Below are 20,563 nucleotides of genomic sequence, written 5' to 3' on the forward strand. Positions count from 1 at the left end.
TCTGGCAGGGGCCGCCCCCCGCCGGTTTCCCGAGGGCTAGGCCGGAAGTCTAGCCGGACCGGGGCCGGACGGCGGTACACCCGGCGCGACCGGACCGACCTCCCGCGGGATGTCAGGCGGTCGCGTCCGGCTTCAGACGGGCGTTCACGAGATCCCACACGACGCCCGCGAGCGCCTCCTTGGTGCCGTGCGGGACGTCCGTGGACGTGCCGTCGGCGCCGAGGACCACGGCCTCGTTGTCGGGACTGCCGAAGGTGAGGTTCTCTCCCACCTGGTTAACGACGAGAAGGTCGCATCCCTTCCGCGCGAGCTTGGCGCGTCCGTTGGCGAGGACGTCGTCGGTCTCGGCGGCGAACCCGACGATCACCTGGCCGGGGCGCCGGAGGGTGCCCAGCTCGGCCAGGATGTCGGGGTTCTTGACGAGCCGGATCGGCTCCGGCTCCGCCCCCTCGGCCTTCTTGATCTTCGAGGCGCGGTAGCCGGACGGCCGGAAGTCGGCGACGGCCGCGGCCATCACGACCGCGTCGGCGCCGGCCGAGGCGTCCAGCACGGCCTCCCGCATCTCGACCGCCGACCCGACGCGGACGACGGTGACGCCGGCGGGGTCGGGCAGCGCGGTGTTCGCGGCGACGAGCGTCACGCGGGCGCCGCGGGCCGCGGCCGTCCGGGCGAGGGCGTAGCCCTGGAGGCCGGACGAGCGGTTTCCGAGGAACCGGACCGGGTCGATGGCCTCGCGGGTGCCGCCGGCCGAGACGACGACGTGCCGCCCGGCGAGATCATCGCCGCCGCCCGCGAGGACCCGGCGGGCGATCTCGAACAGCTCGGCGGGGTCGGGCAGCCGGCCGGGGCCGGTGTCCCTGCCGGTGAGGCGGCCGGAGGCGGGCTCCACCACGATCGCGCCGCGCGAGCGGAGCGTCGCGACGTTCGCGCGCGTCGCCGGGTGCTCCCACATCTCGGTGTGCATGGCGGGGGCGAACACGACCGGACATCGGGCGGTGAGCAGGGTGTTGGTCAGCAGGTCCCCGGCCAGGCCGTGCGCCGCCTTGGCGAGCAGGTCGGCGGTGGCGGGGGCGACGAACACCAGGTCGGCCTCCTGGCCGAGGCGGACGTGCGGCACCTCGCAGACCCCGTCCCACACTTCGCTGGAGACGGGATGGCCGGACAGCGCGGCCCATGTCGGCTCGCCGACGAACCGCAGCGCCTCGGCGGTGGGGACGACGCGGACGTCGTGCCCCGACTCGGTGAGCCGCCGCAGCAGCTCGCACACCTTGTACGCGGCGATGCCGGCGCCCACGCCGAGGACCACGCGGGGCTTGAGGGAGGTCATGGGGCCCACTCTGCCATCGGGCGCCGGGCCCCGGACGCCCGGGGCCGGGCCGGTCAGCCCTCGATCGGCTCGGCGTTGAGGAGGCCCTCGCGGGTCTCGCGGAGCGCGATCGACAGGGGCTTCTCCTGCACCTGCGTCTCGACGAGGGGGCCGACGTACTCCAGCAGGCCCTCGCCGAGCTGGGCGTAGTAGGCGTTGATCTGCCGGGCGCGCTTGGCCGCGATGCTCACGAGGCCGTACTTGGTGTCGACGACCTCCAGGAGCTCGTCGATCGACGGGTTGGTGATGCCTTCGCTGCTGGTCGCCACTCGGTGGCCTTCCACTCGTAAACGCTACTGACGAACAGCCATCAAGGTTAGCAGCTCGTCGCACACGCCCTGAACGGACGTGTTGACGAGGGTGACGTCGAACTCCTTCTCGGCGGCCAGTTCGATCCGGGCGGCGTCGAGGCGGCGCTCGATGACGTCGGGGGGCTCGGTGCCGCGGCCGGTGAGGCGGCGGACGAGCTCCTCCCAGGAGGGCGGGGCGAGGAACACGAGCTGCGCGTCGGGCATCGACCGGCGCACCTGGCGGGCGCCCTGCAGGTCGATCTCCAGCAGCACGGGCTCGCCGCGGGCGAGCCGTTCCTGGACGGGGCGGCGGGGCGTGCCGTAGCGGTTGCCGGCGAACTCCGCCCATTCGAGGAGCTCCCCCTCGTCGACGAGCCGGTCGAAACCGGCGTCGTCGACGAAGAAGTACTGCACGCCGTCGGTCTCACCCGGGCGGGGGGCCCGGGTGGTCACCGAGACCGACAGCCACACCCGGGGGTGTGAGCGCCGGATCTCGGCGACGACCGTGCTCTTGCCGACGCCCGACGGCCCGGAGAGGACCGTCAGCCGCCGTGCGAGGGCGCCGTGCGGGATGGAGCCGTCCGGCGCAGTCATGGGTGCGCCGGAGCCGGACGGGATGGTGCCGGGCCGGGGCTGCGAGAGTGCAGGCCCCTGCCCGGCCGCGGCGTCGCCGCCGCGCCCGCCCGTGAGTCGCGCGTCAGCGGTTCGCACTTCCGCCGAACTCACTCTCCAGGGAGGCGCGCTGGTTCGTGCCGAGACCCCGCACACGGCGGGACTCGGCGATGCCCAGACGCTCCATGATCTGCTTCGCACGGACCTTGCCCACGCCGGGCAGGGACTCCAGGAGGGCCGACACCTTCATCTTCCCGATGACGTCGTCGGACTGACCCTCCTTGAGAACCTCCGCAAGGGAGGTTCCCCCGTGCTTGAGCCGGTTCTTAACCTCGGCCCGCTCCTTGCGGGCCTTGGCAGCCTTCTCCAGGGCTGCGGCGCGCTGTTCGGGGGTTAGGGGCGGAAGAGCCACGCCGGGTCACCTCAGGTTTCCACTCGACGGAGTCGGACGGGTTGGGAAACTAGCGAGTTCACGCCCCATAAGGCAACGTGAAGTGCCGTTTGGCCCGCCACAAAATCACGAAAATCACTCCCCGAAGTGTCCTGAATACAGAGTGTACCCAACTCGGGCGGTGCGGCGGGGCATCCCCGCGCCTTGCAGGACTTTCACATGATCGTGAAAAAGTCCCTGCGGCGACCCACTTTGCGGCACTTTGTGCCCACGCGTCCCGGCGGTCCCACGGCCCGGAGCGCCGCCCGCCCGCGATCCCGCCGGAGACCGGAGAGGCCGCCGGGACGGTTGTGATCTCGGGCACAGGGCGGCCCCGGCCCGCCTCCGCGGCGTGACGCTCATCACGCCGGACGGGTTCCGGACACCCTCGGCGGCCCCGGGCTGCCATCCTCTCCGACAGTCCCCCGCCAAGATCGTCACGTACCCCGTCCGGAACCGCCCCGACTTCTGCTCCCCGCGGCGAACCGCCGCCCGCACACGAACACGCGCACACGAACACCGGCACGATTCCCGTCGAACGTCCGGCGCCCGGAATCCGTTCCGGTACCGCCGAACCCGGTCCGGTTCGGCGCCTGCCGCAATGCGGAAGACGCCCCCGCCTATTCGCAATGCGAGGAAAACCACAAAGGGCGTTCCGGCGCGCTCCAGTTCGCACCGGCATCCGCCATACCGGGAATGAAATCCGGCACGGCGGCGCACCGGAACCCCGCGCGTTCCGCCCGCACCGTCGCCGAGCGCGCCCGTGAGGGCCCGCCGGGACCGCTAGGAGGCGTCGGTGGACGTGCGGCGGAGCGCGGCGGCGATCGCGGCCGCCGCGGCGCCCGGGTCGGGGGCACCGGTGATCGGGCGCCCGATGACGAGCAGGTCGGCGCCTGCGGCGAGGGCGGCCTCGGGGGTGGCGACGCGGGCCTGGTCCTGCGTGGCGGCCCCGGCGGGCCGCACGCCGGGCGTGATCAGCGTGATGTCCGGCCCCACCTCGGCGCGGACGGCGGCGGCCTCCTGCGGCGAGCACACCAGCGCCTGGGCGCCCGCCTCGACCGCGATGACGGCGAGCCGCCGGACGGCGTCCGGCGCGGGCCCGGCCAGCCCGACCCGAGCGAGGTCGGCGTCGTTCAGGGAGGTCAGCACGGTCACCGCCGCGATCGTGGTGGACGGCGCCGCCTCCACCGCCTCACGGATCATCGCCGAGCCGCCGGAGGCGTGCACGGTCAGGTAGGCGGGCTTGAGCCGGGCGACCGCGCGGGCGGCGCCGCGAACCGTCGCGGGGATGTCGTGCAGCTTCAGGTCCAGGAAGACCTGGACGCGGCTCGCGCCCCGGACGCTCGCGACCACGTCCGGGCCGTAGCGCAGGTACAGCTCCAGGCCGACCTTCACGGTGCTGACGTGCGGGGTGACCAGGGTGGCCCAGCGCGCGGCCGTCTCCAGGTCCGGTGCGTCCAGCGCGACGGCGATGGGGGCGGCGGTCACGGCGTCCTCTCCTTCTCGGGCTCGTGCGGGCGCACCTGGGGCGGCACGAAGCCGGCCGGCCGGTGCGCGAGGCCGACGGCGTCGGCGAGCCGCTCGATGCGGCGCGCCGCCAGCGCCTCCTCCAGCTCCCGCAGGACGCGGGGCACCGCCAGGGGGTCGTGGAACAGGGCGGTGCCGACGGCGACCGCCGACGCGCCGGCCAGGATGAGCTCCAGGGCGTCCAGGCCCGTCGCGACGCCGCCGGTGCCGATGATCGGGGTGTGCGGAAGCGCGGCGTGGACCTGGTAGACGCAGCGGACGGCGACCGGCCGCAGCGCGGGCCCCGACAGCCCGCCGGACACGCCGGTGAGGGCGGGCCTGAGGGTGCCGGTGTCGATCGCCATCCCCTCCATCGTGTTGATCAGGGTGAGGCCGTCGGCGCCGGCGTCCACGCAGGCGAGCGCGATCGTGACGATGTCGGTGGCGTCGGGGGCGAGCTTGGCGAGCACCGGCGTGCCGGGCCGGGTGCCGTCCCGGACGGCGCGGATCGCGGCGGCGGCGGCCGCCGGATGCCGGGCGAACATGCGGCCCCGGTCGGCGACGTTGGGGCAGGCCACGTTGACCTCGACCGCGGCGACGCCGGGCACGCCGCGCAGCCGGTGCGCGAGCTCGGCGAACTCCTCGACGCTGTGCCCGGCGAGCGACACGATCGTCCGGACGTCCTGCTCCACCAGCCAGGGCAGGTCGCGCTCGAGGAACGTCTCGATGCCGGGGCCGGGCATGCCCATGGCGGTGAGGAGCCCGCTGGGGGTCTCCGCGACGCGGGGCGTGGGGCGGCCCGCGCGCGGCTGCGCGGTCACCGACGTGGTGGTGAACGCGCCGAGCCGGCCGAGATCGAAGAACGGGGCGAGCTCGCGGCCCGTCCCGCCGCAGCCGGCGGCCGTCAGGACGGGGCTGGGCAGCTCCAGGGGACCGAGGGCGGTCCGGACCCGGTCGCTCACCGGGAACCCCCCTCCGTGACGCTCAGGACGCGCGGGGCGCCCAGGGCGTCGAACGGGATGGTGCCGAGATCGCTCCAGCGGACCCGGTCGCCGCGCAGGACGGGCCCGTCCGCGCAGGCGCGCACCATGCGGGTCACGCCGTCCTCGCCGTGGACGGGGAGCATGCAGGTCATGCACAGGCCCGTCCCGCAGGCGCCGGTCCGCTGGAGGAACTCCTCCACCGACACCTGGGACGGCAGCCCGAGCTCCCCGGCGATCTGGGTGATGGTGCGGAGCAGGTCGGTGGGCCCGCACCCGTAGACGACGTCCGCGCCCGTCTCCTGCAGGACGCGCGGCAGGACGTCGTCGAGGGTGCCCTCCTCCCCCACCGACCCGTCCTCCGTCACGATCGCGGCGGTGTCGCCGACGCGCTGCGCCATGCGGCTGCCGAACACCTGCCGGGCGGACGGCCCGGCCAGCACGAAGTGCACCTTGCAGCCGCGCCGCAGCAGCGTGTCGGCGAGCGCGAACAGCGAGGCGGCGCCGGGGCCGCCGCCGGTCAGCACGCAGCCGACGGGGTCGCGGGGCAGCCGGAACGGCCGCCCCAGCGGCCCCACCAGGTCGAGCTGGTCGCGGGAGCGGAGCCCGGCCAGCCAGCCGGTGCCGGGCTCGGTGTCGGCGAAGACGACCTCGACGGTGCCGCCGTAGTCGGACTTCACCTCGTGCACGCCGAAGCAGCGGCGGACCAGCCGGGCGGTGTGCGCGCCGCCGACGGCGGCCGCCACGAACTGCCCCGGCCGGAACCGCTCGGCGATCGCCGGCGCCACCAGCGTCATCGCGTGGTAGTCCTGGACCTGGCGGACCGTCAGGACGGTCGCCGACGTCTGGACCGGCGTGTCGGACACCGTCTCCCTCTTCTCGTCTCGCGTGCCGCAGCCCGCTCCGTCAGCCCGCCCCGTCCTCCGGGGCCGCCTGGAGGCCCAGCCGGCCGTGCGCCCCGCGGAGCCGCTCGGCGTGCTCCTGGAGGGAGCGGACGCCGACCTGGCCTCCCGCGATGGCCTCGATGCCCTGGACGGCGGCGGCGAGTCCCTGCACGGTCGTCACGCACGGCACGCCCCGCAGCACGGCCGCGGTGCGGATCTCGTAGCCGTCGAGCCGGGGCCCCGACTGGCCGGGGCTTCCGAAGGGAGTATTGACGATGAGGTCCACCTCGCCGTCGAGGACGCGCCGCACGATCGTGGGCTCGCCGTCCGGTCCGGGGCCCGCGCTGTGCTTACGGACGATCTTGGCACGGACGCCGTTGCGGCGCAGGATCTCGGCGGTGCCCTCGGTGGCGAGGATCTCGAATCCCAGGTCGGCGAGGCGCTTGACCGGGAACACCATGTGCCGCTTGTCGCGGTTCGCGACCGAGACGAACGCACGTCCCTTGACCGGGAGCGAGCCGTAGGCGGCCTGCTGCGACTTCGCGAACGCCGTGCCGAACACCTCGTCGATGCCCATGACCTCGCCGGTGGAGCGCATCTCGGGGCCGAGCACGATGTCGACGCCCTGCCCGCGGGTGTTGCGGAACCGGTCGAACGGAAGCACGGCCTCCTTCACCGCGATCGGCGCGTCCAGCGGCAGGGAGCCGCCGTCGCCCTGGTCGGGCAGCAGTCCCTCGGCGCGGAGCTCGGAGATGCTCGCGCCCATCATGACGCGGGCCGCGGCCTTGGCGAGCTGCACCGCGGTCGCCTTGGACACGAACGGGACCGTCCGGGACGCGCGCGGGTTGGCCTCCAGCACATACAGGACCCCCGCGGACAGGGCGTACTGGACGTTCATGAGACCGCGCACCCCGATGCCCTCGGCGAGCGCCTCGGTCGCCTCGCGGATGCGGCGGATGTCGTCGTGCCCCAGCGTGATCGGCGGGAGCGCGCACGCCGAGTCGCCGGAGTGGATGCCGGCCTCCTCGATGTGCTCCATGACGCCGCCGAGGTACAGGTCCTTTCCGTCGTAGAGGGCGTCCACGTCGATCTCGATGGCCTCGTCGAGGAACCGGTCGACCAGGACGGGGTGCTCCGGGCTCGCCTCGGTGGCGCGCGCCATGTACGACTCCAGCGTGACGTCGTCGTACACGATCTCCATGCCGCGTCCGCCGAGCACGTAGGACGGGCGGACGAGGACGGGGTAGCCGATCTCGGCGGCGATCTCCAGGGCCTCCTCGTAGGAGGTGGCGGTGCCGTGCTTGGGCGCGAGCAGCCCGGCCCGGTGCAGGACGCGCCCGAACGCGCCCCGCTCCTCGGCGAGGTGGATGCTCTCCGGGGAGGTGCCCACGATCGGCACCCCGGCGTCCTTCAGCTTCTGGGCGAGGCCGAGGGGGGTCTGGCCGCCCAGCTGGACGATGACGCCCGCGACCTCGCCCGACCGCTGCTCGGCGTACACGACCTCGAGGACGTCCTCCAGCGTGAGGGGCTCGAAGTAGAGGCGGTCGGAGGTGTCGTAGTCCGTCGAGACGGTCTCGGGGTTGCAGTTGACCATGACGGTCTCGTAGCCCGCCTCGGCGAGGGCGAAGGACGCGTGGACGCACGAGTAGTCGAACTCGACGCCCTGCCCGATGCGGTTGGGGCCGCTGCCGAGGATCAGCACCTTGGGCCTGGTCCCCGGCGGGACCTCCGTCTCCTCGTCGTAGGACGAGTACAGGTACGGGGTCTGGGCGGCGAACTCGGCCGCGCACGTGTCGACCGTGAGGTACACGGGGCGGACGCCGAGGGCGTGCCGCAGTTCCCGGACGACCTCCTCCGACAGGCCCCGCAGCTCGCCGATCTGCGCGTCGGAGAACCCGTGCCGCTTCGCGCGCAGCAGCTTGTCGGCGGTCAGCGCGTCGTCGGCGGTGCGGATCCCGTCGGCGATCTCGTTGATGGCGACGATCTGGTCGAGGAACCAGGGGTCGATGCCGGTCGCGTCGTACACCTCCTGGACGCTCGCCCCGGCCCAGAGGGCGCGCTGGACGTCGCGCAGGCGGCCGTCGTGGGGCAGGCGCGCCGACTCCAGCATCGCGTCCCGGTCGACCTCCCCGGCCCACGAGAACGACGAGCCCTTCTGCTCCAGCGACCTCAGCGCCTTCTGCAGCGCCTCGGTGAAGCACCGCCCGATGGCCATGGCCTCGCCGACGGACTTCATGTGCGTCGTCAGCGTCCGGTCGGCGCCCGGGAACTTCTCGAACGCGAACCGCGGCACCTTCACCACCACGTAGTCGAGCGTCGGCTCGAACGAGGCGGGCGTCTCGGCGGTGATGTCGTTCGGGATCTCGTCGAGCGTGTACCCGATGGCCAGCTTCGCGGCGATCTTCGCGATGGGGAAGCCGGTGGCCTTGGACGCGAGCGCCGACGACCGCGACACGCGCGGGTTCATCTCGATGACGATCATCCGGCCGGTGCCGGGGTTCACCGCGAACTGGATGTTGCAGCCGCCGGTGTCGACCCCGACCTCGCGGATCACCGCGATCGCGACGTCCCGCATGTTCTGGTACTCGCGGTCGGTCAGCGTCATCGCCGGCGCCACCGTGATCGAGTCGCCGGTGTGCACGCCCATCGGGTCGAGGTTCTCGATGGAGCAGACGATCACGACGTTGTCGGCGCGGTCGCGCATGACCTCGAGCTCGTACTCCTTCCAGCCGAGGATCGACTCCTCCAGGAGCACCTCGCTGGTCGGGGACGCGTCGAGCCCGGCGCCCGCGATGCGGCGCAGGTCGGCCTCGTCGTGCGCGAAGCCTGACCCGCGGCCGCCCATCGTGAACGACGGGCGGACGACGACCGGGTAGCCGAGCTCGGCCGCCGCCGCCGTGCACTCGTCCATCGTGTGGCAGATGACCGACCTCGCCGACTCGGCGTTGAGGCCCTGCTCGCGGGCGACCTTGGCGACGATCTCCTTGAACATCTCGCGGTTCTCGCCGGCCTGGATCGCGTCCACGTCCGCGCCGATCAGCTCGACGTCGTACTTGGCGAGCACACCGCTCTCGTAGAGCTCGATCGCGGTGTTCAGGGCGGTCTGGCCGCCGAGCGTCGGCAGCAGCGCGTCCGGCCGCTCCTTCGCGATGATCTTCTCGACGACCTCGGGGGTGATCGGCTCGACGTAGGTCGCGTCGGCGAACTCCGGGTCGGTCATGATCGTGGCGGGGTTGCTGTTGACCAGCGTCACCCGCAGGCCCTCGGCCCGCAGCACGCGGCACGCCTGCGTGCCGGAGTAGTCGAACTCGCACGCCTGGCCGATGACGATCGGCCCGGAGCCGATGACCAGGACGGACTTCAGGTCTTCGCGGCGCGGCATTACCTCGACCCCTCCATCATCTCGCAGAAACGGTCGAACAGGCCGGACGCGTCGTGCGGGCCGGCCGCGGCCTCGGGGTGGTACTGGACGCTGAACCCGGGCCGGTCGAGGAGCCGCAGCCCCTCCACGCATCCGTCGTTCAGGTTGACGTGGCTGACCTCCGCGCGCCCGTAGGGGGTGTCGAAGGGGCCGTCGGTGGGGGCGTCCACGGCGAACCCGTGGTTGTGCGCCGAGACGTCCACCTTGCCCGTCGACCTGTCCTGGACGGGCTGGTTGATCCCCCGGTGCCCGAACCGCAGCTTGTACGTGCCGAGGCCGAGGGCGCGCCCGAAGATCTGGTTGCCGAAGCAGATGCCGAAGAACGGCTTGCCGGCGTCGAGGACGCCCTTCAGCGCGTCCACGGCGTAGCCGGCGGCGGCGGGGTCGCCGGGGCCGTTGGAGAAGAACACGCCGTCCGGGTCCAGGGCGAGGATGTCCTGCGCGGTGCTGGAGGCCGGCAGGACGTGGACCTCGCATCCGCGCTCCGCCATCCGGTACGGCGTCATGGACTTGATGCCGAGGTCGACGGCCGCGACGGTGTAGCGCTTCTCGCCGTGCGCGGGGATCACGTACGCCTCGTCCGTGGACACGTCCCGGGCGAGGTCGGCGCCCTCCATCGTGGGGCTCCGCCGGACGCGCTCGACGAGCGCGTCCACCCCCTGCGCGGCGGCGTCCGGGCCGCTGAAGACGCCGGCGCGCATCGCGCCCTTGTCGCGCAGGTGGCGGGTCAGCGCCCGCGTCCCGGGGATCGCGATGCCCACGATCCCCTGCTCGCGCAGCGCCGAGCCCAGCGAGCCGGTGGCGCGCCAGTTGGACGCCACGCGGGCGGGCTCGCGCACCACGTACCCGGCGACCTGGATCCGGCGGGACTCGGGGTCCTCGCCGTTCACGCCGGTGTTCCCGATGTGCGGGGACGTCATGGCCACGATCTGGCGGGCGTACGAGGGGTCGGTGAGGGTCTCCTGGTAGCCGGTCATGCCGGTGTTGAAGACCATCTCGCCGAAGGCCTCCCCCTCGGCCCCGTACGCGACCCCGCGGAAGACCCTGCCGTCTTCCAGGACGAGCAGCGCGGGATTCGGTGCAGGGTTCACTGGAGCTTCCCTTCCAGGACGGTCGGCCGGCCGCGCAGGAACGTCGCGACGACCCGGCCCGGCAGCTCCAGCCCCGCGAAGGGGGTGTTGCGGCTCTTGGAGGTCATCGCGGACGGGTCCACAGCGCGGCGCGCCGACGGGTCGTACAGCGTGATGTTGGCGGGCGAACCCGCCTCCAGCGGACGACCCTGTCCGGAGAGGCGGCCGATGCGGGCGGGCTTGTACGACATGCGGTCGGCGACCCCGGCCCAGTCGAGCAGCCCGGTCTCGACCATGGCCTCCTGGACGACCGGCAGCGCGGTCTCCAGGCCGATCATGCCCATGGCGGCCTCCGCCCACTCGGTCTCCTTCGCCTCGACCGGGTGCGGGGCGTGGTCGGTGGCGACGCAGTCGATGGTCCCGTCCGCGAGGGCGTGCCGGAGCGCGGCGACGTCGTCGCCGGTGCGCAGCGGCGGATTGACCTTGAAGATCGGGTCGTAGCCGCCGCAGCGGTCATCGGTGAGCAGCAGGTGGTGCGGGGTGACCTCGGCGGTCACCGGGCAGCCCTTGCTCTTCGCCCACCGGATGATCTCCACGGACCCGGCGGTGGACACGTGGCACACGTGCAGCCGCGACCCCACGTGCTGGGCGAGCAGGACGTCCCGGGCGATGATCGCCTCCTCGGCGACCGCGGGCCAGCCGCGCAGCCCGAGCGCGGCCGACATCTCGCCCTCGTTCATCTGCGCGCCCTCGGTGAGCCGCGGCTCCTGGGCGTGCTGCGCGACGACGCCGTCGAACGCCTTCACGTACTCCAGCGCCCGCCGCATGATCACCGCGTCGGAGACGCAGTGCCCGTCGTCGGAGAACACCCGGACGCGCGCCGCCGAGTCGGCCATCGCGCCGAGCTCGGCGAGCTGCTCCCCCGCGATCCCGCGGGTCACCGCGCCGACCGGCTGCACATCGCAGTACCCGGCCTCGCGGCCGAGCCGCCACACCTGCTCGACCACGCCCGCCGTGTCGGCGACCGGGTCGGTGTTCGCCATCGCGTGCACGGCCGTGAAGCCGCCCATCGCCGCGGACCTCGTGCCGGACCCGACGGTCTCGGCGTCCTCGCGTCCGGGCTCGCGCAGGTGCGTGTGCAGGTCGACCAGGCCCGGCAGGGCGATCAGGCCCCCGGCCTCCACGACCTCGGCGCCGCCGGCGTCCAGGCCGGCGCCGACCGCGGCGATCCCCTCGTCCCGTACCAGGATGTCGGCGGCCTCCCCGCCGAGCACCCGCGCGCCCTTGATCAGGTAACTCATTCGGACACTCCCTTGCCGATGGCGGGCTCGGAGCCTCCGAGCAGCAGGTACAGGACGGCCATGCGCGCGCTGACGCCGTTGGCCACCTGCTCGACGATCGTGGACCGGACGGAGTCGGCCACCTCCGCGGCGATCTCCACGCCGCGGTTCATCGGGCCGGGGTGCATGACGATGGCGTGCTCCGGGAGCTGCGCCATGCGGTCGCCGTCCAGCCCGTACCGGCGGCTGTACTCCCGCACGCTCGGGAAGTACGCGGCGTTCATCCGCTCCTGCTGGACGCGCAGCATCATCACCACGTCGCTCTTCGGGAGCACCGCGTCCAGGTCGTAGGAGACCGAGCACGGCCAGGTGCCGACCGCGACCGGCACCAGCGTCGGCGGGGCGACGAGCGTCACGTCCGCGCCGAGCGTGTGCAGCAGCAGCACGTTGGATCGTGCCACCCGGCTGTGCAGGACGTCGCCGACGATCGTGACCTTCCGGCCCTCCAGGTCGCCGAGCCGCCGCCGCATCGTGAAGGCGTCCAGCAGCGCCTGCGTCGGGTGCTCGTGCGTCCCGTCGCCGGCGTTCACGACGCTGCCCCGCACCCAGCCGGCCAGCCGGTGCGGCGCGCCCGAGGCGCCGTGCCGGATCACGACCCCGTCGGCGCCCATGGCCTCCAGCGTCAGCGCCGTGTCCTTCAGGCTCTCGCCCTTGGAGACGCTCGACCCCTTCGCGGAGAAGTTGATGACGTCCGCGCTCAGCCGCTTCGCGGCCGCCTCGAACGAGATCCGCGTGCGGGTGGAGTCCTCGAAGAACAGGTTCACGACCGTCCGGCCGCGCAGCGTCGGCAGCTTCTTGATGGACCGGTCGGCGATCTGCGCGAGCTCCTCCGCGGTGTCCAGGACGAGCAGCGCGTCGTCCCGGCTCAGGTCCGCGGCCGAGATCAGATGGCGGTTCACTTCGCACCCCCCGTCGGGCCGAGCAGGACGGCGTCACGGCCGTCGTTCTCGGCCAGCAGGACCTTCACGTTCTCCCGCATCGACGTCGGGAGGTTCTTGCCGACGTAGTCCGCGCGGATCGGCAGCTCGCGGTGCCCGCGGTCCACCAGGACCGCGAGCTGGACGGCGCGCGGCCGGCCGAGGTCGTTCAGCGCGTCCAGCGCGGCCCGCACGGTGCGGCCGGAGAAGAGCACGTCGTCGACGAGGACGACCACCCGGTCGTCGACCCCCTCGGGCGGCACCTCGGTGCGGCCCAGCGCCCGCGCGGGACGCAGCCGCAGATCGTCGCGGTACATGGTCACGTCGAGCGACCCCCAGGGCACCGGGCGGCCCTCGACCTCGCGCAGCGCGCCCGCCAGCCGTTCGGCCAGCGTCACCCCGCGCGTCTGGATGCCGAGGAGCAGCACGTCGTGCCCGCCCTTCGTGCGCTCGAGGATCTCGTGCGCGATGCGGGTCAGCGCGCGCCGGATGTCGGGACCTTCCAGAACGGCCTTGGGCCGGGGGTCACCGTCCGCCACGCGCACCTCCACCGGCTCGTCCGGCCGGGAGGCAGCATTCACCACCTGAACCTCCTTTCCCGCCTCACGGGACGGGTCTTAAAGGACGCCTTGCCTCCCACACGGTAGCAGTCCGCGCACCGTGCACCACACCGGCCCCTAGCACGTCTTCCCAGGTGAGAGGGGTCACATTCGGACGGGCTCCGGAGCTGTGACGGTGCGGACACGCCCTGCCCGCGCGGCGTTCCCGCGTTCCGGACGGCCCGCCCGGACGGCTGCGGATTCGACCGCTTTTTTCCAATCGGCTTGACCTGGGGCCTTCCCCGTTTTACCGTCACTGTCCGTAACCATCCCTGGAGACGGAAGGCTGAGGCCCGCGGGCCCCGGAATCCCGTCTCCCCCCGGCGCCGCCGGGGGATCGCGACGACGAAAGTGAGCCTGGGGGGCCGAGAATGCCGTCTGAATACGCTAAGGCTCTCGGCGCGCGCCTGCGCGCCATCCGCACTCAGCAGGGCCTGTCCCTGCACGGTGTGGAGGAGAAGTCACGAGGCCGCTGGAAGGCCGTCGTCGTGGGTTCGTACGAGCGGGGCGACCGCGCCGTCACCGTTCAGAAGCTGGCCGAGCTCGCCGATTTCTACGGCGTGCCGGTTTCCGAGTTGCTGCCCGGCGGAGCCGCGCCGAGCCCGCTCGGGCCTACACCCAAGCTCGTGATCGACCTCGAGCGGTTGCAGCAGCTTCCGAAGGACAAGGCCGGTCCCCTCGCGCGCTACGCCGCGACGATCCAGAGCCAGCGGGGAGACTACAACGGAAAGGTTTTGTCCATCCGCCAGGAGGACCTGCGCTCCCTTGCGGTGATCTATGACAAGTCCCCGACCGAGCTGACCGAGGAGCTCATCACCTGGGGCGTCCTGGACCCGGAGGCGCGCCGCGCCGTCGAGTCCTTCTGACGACACCCCGAGCATCCGGGGGCCTGGCATGGAACGCGCCAGGCCCCCCGCTCATGCCCGGTCGCCCGCCGGGACGGCCTCCCGGCACCGCCCGGTGAGCGCCTTCCGGCGCCGGCCGGGCGCGAGCAGCGCCACCGGCACCACGGCCGCCGCCGCGACCGCGGCGACGGCGAACCCGGTGATGTAGCCGCGCTCCCCCGGCAGCGCCACCAGGAGGGTCGCGCTGACCTGCGTGCCGAGCGACGCGCCGACCGTACGCAGGAGGGTGTTGATCCCGGTGGCGACGCCCGTCTCCTCCTGCCGGACCGCCGCGACCACCAGGTTCGCCACGGCGGCGTAGGCGAGCCCGAGCCCCACGCCCCGCAGGATCCCACCCGCGTAGAGCTGCCACATCGCGTCGTGCCGGACGGCGACGAACGCGTACCCGGCACCCGTCATGACCGTCCCGGCGAGGAGCACGGCGCGCGACCCGGCCCGCCGGTCGAGCAGCCCGGCCGCCAGCCCGGCGGCCGTCATCCCGGCGCTCGCGGGCAGCTGCAGCATCGCGGCCTCCGTCGCCGTGCCGCCGAACCCGTGTCCGGTGGCCGCCGGCAGCTGGACGAGGAGGGGGAACAGCAGGCCGCCCGCCATCAGCGCGTATCCGGACAGCAGCGAGGCGGCGTTGGCCGTCCACACGCCCCGCACGCGCATGAGCCGCAGGTCGACGAGCGGCTCGGCCACCCGCGTCTCGACCCGCGCCCAGACCGCGGCGGTCAGGGCGGACACCGCGAGCAGCCCGAGGACGCCGGGAGACGTCCAGCCCCACGCCATCGCCTGGGTGAGGGCGGCGAGCGCGGCCACGAGCCATCCCGCGAACAGCGCGGCGCCCCACCAGTCGACCCTCGCGGCGGGCGCGGGGGCCGCGCGCGGAACGATCCACCAGGCGAGGACGAGCCCCGGCACGAGCCCGGCCACCGGCACCCACAGCAGCCACCGCCACCCGAGCAGGTCGATGACCGGCCCGGCGACGCACCACGCCACCGCTCCGCCGAGCCCCAGCATCGACGACATCAGTCCCACCGCCGACGCCGTCCGCGCGGGCGGGATCACGTCCCGGATGATCGTGTAGGCGAGCGGGAAGACCCCGCCGCCGATCCCGCCGAGGACCCTTCCCGCCAGCATCACCGGCAGCGTCGGCGCCGCCGCGGCGATCACCATCCCCACCGTCGCGGTCGCCAGCACCGCGAGCAGCACCCGGCGCGGCCCGTGGAGGTCCCCCAGCCGCCCCACGACGGGGGTGGCGACGGCCGCCGACAAGGTCATGGCCGTCAGCGCCCACGCGGCCCCGGCGGGCGACGTCCGCAGCCCCTCCTGCACCTGCGGCAGCGCGGGCGTCATCACCGCCATCGACAGCGAGTAGGCCATGACCCCGAGGAACGCCAGCAGCGCGACAAGCCCCCGCTCGCCCCGCACCGCCACCGCCCCTCCTCGCCCGGACCGCCCCAACGATCCCACGCGGACGGAACCGGCCCCTCCCCCGGGTCACGCCGTCCGCCCCGGGTATTCGCCGACCCCACCGGAGCACCTGACCGGCCGGAACGGCATGCGCACCGCGGTGGCAAGGACCCGCCGATCCGCCACAAGGCCGCGGCGCGATGCCGCTCGCGTTCGCATCGCAAGGGGTACGGGACCGCGCCGGTGGGGTCGGCTCGGGGGGTGCGGCCCCACCGGCGCGATCGTTCGGGGGCCGGAGGCCGGGCCGCCGCGCAGGGGGACGCGGCGGCCCGGCCTCCGCTTCGGCCACGCCCGGGGAGGGGGAGGCGGCCGCGGGTGATCGGTCAGCTGGCCTCGGGGACGGGGAGGGTCGGCTGGCTCGTGATGCCCAGCGTGTCCTCGACGAGGGTGACGAAGACCTCGGCGTCGTGGAGGAGTTCGTCGGATTCGCGGGGGGTGACGGCGCGGGGCAGGCCCGCTTCGGCGGCGGCGCGCTTGTCGGCGCCGGCGGCGAAGAAGGCCGCCCACTCTCGGAGGGCGGGCTCGGCCTCGGGCAGCAGGACCCAGACACTGCGGGGACGGCCCCGGCGATGCGTCTCCAGGGGCTCCTTGGCCGCCAGGACGGCGGCGGCCGCGCGGAGGGCGGCCAGGTGGGCGCAGACGTAGCGGACGGCGGGCGAGGTCGCCTCGGCGGCCTCGGCGAGGCCCATCCGGGCGGCGTGCAGCTGGCCGACGGCCGTGTGCGCCGGGCGTGCGGGCAGCGGACGGGGGCGCGGGCTCGGCGCGTCGAAGCGGGCCGCGGAGTGGACTCCGCGGGCGGTGATCGTTCCGGACATGACTGCCTCCTTCCGGGGCTCGGGCCGGCCGGGCGGAGAGCTTCCCCTCACTCCGCCCGGCCGCCGTTCCCGCCGGGAGCGCGCGCTGCCACCCGCCGGGGACGTTGCCCGGTGCGGGCCGCGAGTCCCGCACGAGTCGAACATAAGTTCGACCTGCCTCCAGTAAACCGCCCTGACGGCGATTCGTCAACGTGTTCGAACCAGTGTCGCGACCGGGTACGACGGTCCCGCGAGCCTGCCCGGCGTGCCCCGCTTCGGGCCCTCCCGGAGCCGCGCGAACCGTAGAGTGCTGGCATGCATCCGAATGCCGAACTCGTGGCGGACGCCCTCAAGGAGCGGGGCGCGGCCGGCGCGATCGTTGAACTGCCCGACTCGGCGCGGACGGCGCAGGCCGCGGCCGACCAGCTGGGCTGCGAGGTGGGCGCGATCGCCAACAGCCTGGTCTTCGCGGCGGACGGCGCGCCGCTGCTCGTGCTGACCAGCGGCGCGCACCGCGTCGACACCGATCGGGTCGCCGCGCTCATCGGGGCGGAGAAGGTCGGCCGGGCCACGCCGGAGTTCGTCCGGGAGGCCACGGGCCAGCCGATCGGGGGTGTCGCCCCGGTGGGGCACCCGGCGCCGATCCGCACGCTCGTGGACGTGTGGCTGCGGAGGTACGACGAGGTGTGGGCGGCGGGCGGGCATCCGCACACGGTGTTCCCCACGTCCTACGACGAGCTGCTGAGGATCACCGGGGGAACCCCGGCGGAGGTGGGATGACGATGGAGATCTGGCACAACCCGCGCTGCTCCAAGAGCCGCGCCGCGAAGGCCGCCCTGGACGAGGCCGGCGTCGAGTACACCGAGCGGCGGTACCTGGACGAGCCGCCGACGGCGGAGGAGTTCGACGCCGTGTTGAAGGGCATCGGCGCGGAGCCGTGGGACGTGGCGCGCCTGAGCGAGCCGCTCGCGAAGGAGCTCGGGCTCAAGGAGATGGAGCGCGACCGCGCGCGCTGGATCGAGGTCATGGTGGCGAACCCGGTGCTGATCCAGCGGCCGATCGTGGTGGGCGGCGCGGGCGCGGTGGTCGCGCGCGACCCCGAATCGGTCCGCAAGGCCCTCGACAGCGCGTGATGCGGATGTGAGTCTGGGTGACCGAACCACGACCTGCGGAGGGGCGATGACCGCGCAGATGCGCACGGGTCCGGCGGCGCGCGACGCGGAGTTCCGCGGGATCGACCCGCCCGCCCTCGACCGGCTGATCCGGCAGGTGCAGGACGCGCAGAACGCGATCCGGGCGTGGCTGGACGGGCACCGGCCGCCGCCGGGGGTTCCGGCGGCGGGGTACAGGCAGGCGGACCAGGTGGGGCGGTGGGCCGCCGACCAGCTCGGGATGCTGATGCGCCGGTACAACTTCGCGATCACGCATCCGGACGGCGGGGCGATGGACGCGCCCCCCGCGCCGGCGCCCCGGCCGCGCACGGGAGGCGCGCCGGTGCGCCCGTCGGACCCGCCGCGCACGGTCGCGCCCGCGCCGCGCCGGACGACCCCGCGAGGCGCCGGCGACCTGGGCGGGTTCCCCGACCGCCCCGCGGCGGTCAAGGCCGCGCGGGCGGACGCCCTCGCCGTCGCGGCCGCGATCCAGGACGGCAGGCCCGTCCCCGAGTCGGTGTGGCGGCATCTGGGGGCCAACGCAGGCGACCCGGACTACACCGAGAAGCTGTACGAGCGCCTCGGCCCGGCCGCGACCGCCGATCTGCTCAAGGCGGCGGGCGGGAGCGAGGCGCGGCTGAAGGTGATCGAGAAGTCGCTCGCGACGGCGAGCCACCACATGGCGATGGACGTGAAGTGGCTGCGGGCGTTCCTGGCGGAGGCCGACCGCGCGGGCGTGCACCCGGTCGCCGTCCAGGTGCTCCTGGGGGCCGATCTGGCCCCGAAGGTGCGCGCCGCCGTCGCGAAGCTCGAACTGAAGACGACATAGCGAGGTCCCATGGCCGCTCCGCCCCCTCCCGGGAGCCTGCCGCCGCCGCTGGACGCGCCGGCGGCCGCGAAGCTGTCCCCCACCGAGCAGCCCAACCCGGAGTACCGGACGCTCTACCAGGCGTACGCGGACGCGTACGGCAGCATCGACCGCCTCCGCCAGGCCCTGGACGCCCCCGTCCGGACGCTCAACGGCACCGACGCGTGGCTCGGCCCGGAGGCGCGGCGGTGGGGCGGCCTCCTCGACGAGAACCGCGACACGCTCCGCAAGGCGGCCGACCGCATCCTCTGGGACATCTACGACCGCCTCTCGGCGACCCAGCGCACCATCGCCCGGGTCTGAGCCGGCGTCACAGCCGCCTCGGCCACCGCGCGCCGCCGGGAACGGTCACGAAGCGAGCGCGGGCGAGCGGAGAGGCCCGGTCGCGGATCCGGCACGGTCTAGTCTTTCCCGGGTGAGGGAGCCGAGGCTGCGGGAGATCGACCATCGTGCGTTCCTGCGCAGGCTGGAGCCGATGCTGGACGTGTACGCGGCGGCGATGCGGCCGCCGCCGGAGCAGCTGCCGGGCCGGCACACGATCATGGAGCGGCATGCGGCGTGCCCGGACTTCCGGGCGTTCGTGGCGGAGCGGCGGGGGCCGCTGCCGGGGCTCGGCGGGCAGGTCCGGGGGTTCGCGTACGGGTTCCGCGGGGTGCCGGGCCAGTGGTGGCACGACGTGGTGTTCCAGGCCCTGTCGGACCTGGCGGGGGCGGCGCACGCGGAGGCGTGGCTGGACGACTCGTTCGAGGTGGCGGAGCTGCACGTCCATCCGGAGGCGCAGGGGCGGGGGCTCGGCCGGGGGCTGCTGGCCGCGTTGTGCGAGGGCAGGCCGGAGCGGACGGTGGTGCTGTCGACGCTGGACCGGAGGCCCGACACGGCGGCGCGGCGGCTCTACCGGTCGGTCGGCATGGTCGATCTGCTGACCGGGTTCGAGTTCCCGGGCGGGGGCCCGCCCTACGCGATCATGGGCGGGACGCTGCCGCTGGCGCCGTACCCGCCGGCGTCGAGCAGCTCGTAGACCTCGCGCGTCGCGGTGGACTGGTTGAACGTGATGAAGTGGATGCCGGGCGCGTCCTGTTCGAGGAGCTCGGCGCACAGTTCGGCGGCGTGCTCGATGCCGAGGCGCCGGACGGCCTCGGGGTCGTCGGCGACGGCGTCGAAGCGGGCCTTCACCTCGGGCGGGAACGGCGCGCCGGACAGCTGCTCGGACCGCTCGATCGTGCTCATCTTCGTGACCGGCATGATGCCCGGGATGATCGGGACGTCGCAGCCGGCGGCCGAGACGCGGTCGCGCAGGCCGAAGTAGTCCTCGGCGCGGAAGAACATCTGCGTGATCGCGTAGTCGGCGCCGGCGCGGCACTTGGCGACGAAGTGGCGGGTGTCGCTCTCGATGTCGGCCGAGCGCGGGTGCTTGTAGGGGAACGCGGCGACGCCGACGCTGAAGTCGCCGTAGGAGCGGATCATCTCGACGAGTTCGGCCGCGTAGGCGACGCCGTCCGGGTGCCGGACCCACTCGCCCATGGGGTCGCCGGGCGGGTCGCCGCGCAGCGCGAGGACGTTGCGGACCCCGACGGACGCGAACCGGCCGATGAGGTGGCGCAGTTCCGCCTGGGAGTGGTTCACGGCGGTGAAGTGCGCGACGGGGGTGAGGGTGGTGTCGGTGGCGATGCGCTCGACGATGTCGACGGTCGTGTCGCGGGTGCCGCCGCCGGCGCCGTAGGTCACCGACACGAACGTCGGGTGGAGGGGTTCCAGCTCGCGGATGGTGCGCCACAGGGTCCGCGCGCCCTGGGGGGTCTTGGGCGGGAAGAACTCGAACGAGAAGGACCGGGTGCCCGAGGCGAGGAGCTCTCGGACGGTCGGGGTCCGCTCGGGGCGTGCGCGCTGCATCCCCCCAGACTACCGAGTCCGGGCCCGGCCGCCCCTCCGGCGGGGCGGGCGGGCGCGTGATCTGCCGCATCCCGGCGAACCGCCC

The 20,563-nt window shown here is 73.9% G+C and carries 21 protein-coding genes; 6 read left to right on the forward strand and 15 right to left on the reverse strand.

Annotated elements, in window-relative coordinates; genetic code table 11:
• Window positions 1-112 precede the first annotated feature (112 nt).
• The 12 genes from coaBC to pyrR all read right to left on the reverse strand — a co-directional run bounded on the left by coaBC (window position 113) and on the right by pyrR (window position 13,367).
• Window positions 113-1,327 carry a bifunctional phosphopantothenoylcysteine decarboxylase/phosphopantothenate--cysteine ligase CoaBC gene (coaBC, locus tag IE99_RS0101230; protein ID WP_030144990.1) on the reverse strand — a complete coding sequence of 405 codons (1,215 nt, stop codon included), beginning with the start codon at window positions 1,325-1,327 and terminating at the stop codon, window positions 113-115.
• A gap of 53 nt (window positions 1,328-1,380) precedes the next feature.
• On the reverse strand, window positions 1,381-1,635 hold the full coding sequence (rpoZ, locus tag IE99_RS0101235; protein ID WP_030144991.1) for a DNA-directed RNA polymerase subunit omega: 255 nt from the start codon (window positions 1,633-1,635) through the stop codon (window positions 1,381-1,383).
• A gap of 24 nt (window positions 1,636-1,659) precedes the next feature.
• The gene (gene gmk, locus IE99_RS0101240) at window positions 1,660-2,274 is read right to left on the reverse strand and encodes a guanylate kinase (protein ID WP_425423786.1); all 615 of its coding nucleotides are present in this window, start codon (window positions 2,272-2,274) and stop codon (window positions 1,660-1,662) included.
• Between the two features lie 79 nt (window positions 2,275-2,353).
• Entirely contained in the window at window positions 2,354-2,680 is a 327-nt protein-coding gene (mihF, locus tag IE99_RS0101250) for an integration host factor, actinobacterial type (protein WP_030144993.1), read from the reverse strand.
• Between the two features lie 801 nt (window positions 2,681-3,481).
• The gene (gene pyrF / locus IE99_RS0101255) at window positions 3,482-4,186 is read right to left on the reverse strand and encodes an orotidine-5'-phosphate decarboxylase (RefSeq protein ID WP_030144994.1); all 705 of its coding nucleotides are present in this window, start codon (window positions 4,184-4,186) and stop codon (window positions 3,482-3,484) included.
• Complete coding sequence (locus IE99_RS0101260; RefSeq protein WP_037558433.1) at window positions 4,183-5,166, reverse strand: dihydroorotate dehydrogenase; 984 nt, start codon at window positions 5,164-5,166, stop codon at window positions 4,183-4,185. The genes pyrF and IE99_RS0101260 overlap by 4 nt, the downstream gene beginning before the upstream one ends.
• Window positions 5,163-6,050: an iron-sulfur cluster-binding protein gene (locus IE99_RS0101265; protein ID WP_030144996.1), complete on the reverse strand. Its 888-nt coding sequence runs from the start codon at window positions 6,048-6,050 to the stop codon at window positions 5,163-5,165. Before IE99_RS0101265 ends, IE99_RS0101260 begins: the two co-directional genes overlap by 4 nt.
• A 40-nt stretch (window positions 6,051-6,090) precedes the next feature.
• Window positions 6,091-9,450: a carbamoyl-phosphate synthase large subunit gene (gene carB / locus IE99_RS0101270; protein WP_051711758.1), complete on the reverse strand. Its 3,360-nt coding sequence runs from the start codon at window positions 9,448-9,450 to the stop codon at window positions 6,091-6,093.
• On the reverse strand, window positions 9,450-10,580 hold the full coding sequence (carA, locus tag IE99_RS0101275; RefSeq protein WP_030144998.1) for a glutamine-hydrolyzing carbamoyl-phosphate synthase small subunit: 1,131 nt from the start codon (window positions 10,578-10,580) through the stop codon (window positions 9,450-9,452). The genes carB and carA overlap by 1 nt, the downstream gene beginning before the upstream one ends.
• Window positions 10,577-11,860 (reverse strand): dihydroorotase, encoded by a 1,284-nt coding sequence (locus tag IE99_RS0101280; RefSeq protein ID WP_030144999.1) that lies wholly within the window; start codon window positions 11,858-11,860, stop codon window positions 10,577-10,579. Before IE99_RS0101280 ends, carA begins: the two co-directional genes overlap by 4 nt.
• Window positions 11,857-12,798 (reverse strand): aspartate carbamoyltransferase catalytic subunit, encoded by a 942-nt coding sequence (locus IE99_RS0101285; protein ID WP_030145000.1) that lies wholly within the window; start codon window positions 12,796-12,798, stop codon window positions 11,857-11,859. The genes IE99_RS0101280 and IE99_RS0101285 overlap by 4 nt, the downstream gene beginning before the upstream one ends.
• On the reverse strand, window positions 12,795-13,367 hold the full coding sequence (pyrR, locus tag IE99_RS0101290) for a bifunctional pyr operon transcriptional regulator/uracil phosphoribosyltransferase PyrR (RefSeq protein ID WP_051711760.1): 573 nt from the start codon (window positions 13,365-13,367) through the stop codon (window positions 12,795-12,797). The genes IE99_RS0101285 and pyrR overlap by 4 nt, the downstream gene beginning before the upstream one ends.
• 419 nt (window positions 13,368-13,786) lie before the next feature.
• On the opposite strand from pyrR, the gene bldD reads away from it, so the two are divergent.
• The gene (gene bldD, locus IE99_RS0101295; RefSeq protein ID WP_030145002.1) at window positions 13,787-14,281 is read left to right on the forward strand and encodes a transcriptional regulator BldD; all 495 of its coding nucleotides are present in this window, start codon (window positions 13,787-13,789) and stop codon (window positions 14,279-14,281) included.
• Between the two features lie 51 nt (window positions 14,282-14,332).
• On the opposite strand, the gene IE99_RS0101300 is transcribed toward bldD, so the two are convergent.
• Together IE99_RS0101300 and IE99_RS0101305 are read right to left on the reverse strand one after the other, a co-directional pair.
• A complete protein-coding gene (locus IE99_RS0101300) occupies window positions 14,333-15,739 on the reverse strand; it encodes an MFS transporter (RefSeq protein ID WP_245623010.1) in 1,407 nt (468 codons plus the stop codon).
• A gap of 359 nt (window positions 15,740-16,098) precedes the next feature.
• Entirely contained in the window at window positions 16,099-16,590 is a 492-nt protein-coding gene (locus IE99_RS0101305) for an SAV_6107 family HEPN domain-containing protein (RefSeq protein WP_157609953.1), read from the reverse strand.
• Window positions 16,591-16,884: 294 nt separating this feature from the next.
• On the opposite strand from IE99_RS0101305, the gene IE99_RS0101310 reads away from it, so the two are divergent.
• From IE99_RS0101310 to IE99_RS0101330, 5 genes are all read left to right on the forward strand, one after another.
• Window positions 16,885-17,349 carry a YbaK/EbsC family protein gene (locus tag IE99_RS0101310; protein ID WP_030145005.1) on the forward strand — a complete coding sequence of 155 codons (465 nt, stop codon included), beginning with the start codon at window positions 16,885-16,887 and terminating at the stop codon, window positions 17,347-17,349.
• Window positions 17,346-17,702, forward strand: a complete 357-nt coding sequence (locus IE99_RS0101315; protein ID WP_030145006.1) for an ArsC/Spx/MgsR family protein — start codon at window positions 17,346-17,348, stop codon at window positions 17,700-17,702. The genes IE99_RS0101310 and IE99_RS0101315 overlap by 4 nt, the downstream gene beginning before the upstream one ends.
• Window positions 17,703-17,748: 46 nt before the next feature.
• On the forward strand, window positions 17,749-18,549 hold the full coding sequence (locus IE99_RS0101320) for a hypothetical protein (RefSeq protein ID WP_030145007.1): 801 nt from the start codon (window positions 17,749-17,751) through the stop codon (window positions 18,547-18,549).
• 9 nt (window positions 18,550-18,558) lie between these two features.
• A complete protein-coding gene (locus tag IE99_RS0101325) occupies window positions 18,559-18,891 on the forward strand; it encodes a hypothetical protein (protein ID WP_030145008.1) in 333 nt (110 codons plus the stop codon).
• A 112-nt stretch (window positions 18,892-19,003) separates the two neighbouring features.
• Window positions 19,004-19,606 (forward strand): GNAT family N-acetyltransferase, encoded by a 603-nt coding sequence (locus IE99_RS0101330; protein ID WP_051711763.1) that lies wholly within the window; start codon window positions 19,004-19,006, stop codon window positions 19,604-19,606.
• On the opposite strand, the gene metF is transcribed toward IE99_RS0101330, so the two are convergent.
• On the reverse strand, window positions 19,543-20,478 hold the full coding sequence (metF, locus tag IE99_RS0101335; RefSeq protein ID WP_030145010.1) for a methylenetetrahydrofolate reductase [NAD(P)H]: 936 nt from the start codon (window positions 20,476-20,478) through the stop codon (window positions 19,543-19,545). The two genes, IE99_RS0101330 and metF, sit on opposite strands and share 64 nt — an antisense overlap.
• Between the last annotated feature and the right edge of the window lie 85 nt (window positions 20,479-20,563).

This window comes from Spirillospora albida (assembly GCF_000718255.1).
Lineage (GTDB): Bacteria > Actinomycetota > Actinomycetes > Streptosporangiales > Streptosporangiaceae > Spirillospora > Spirillospora albida.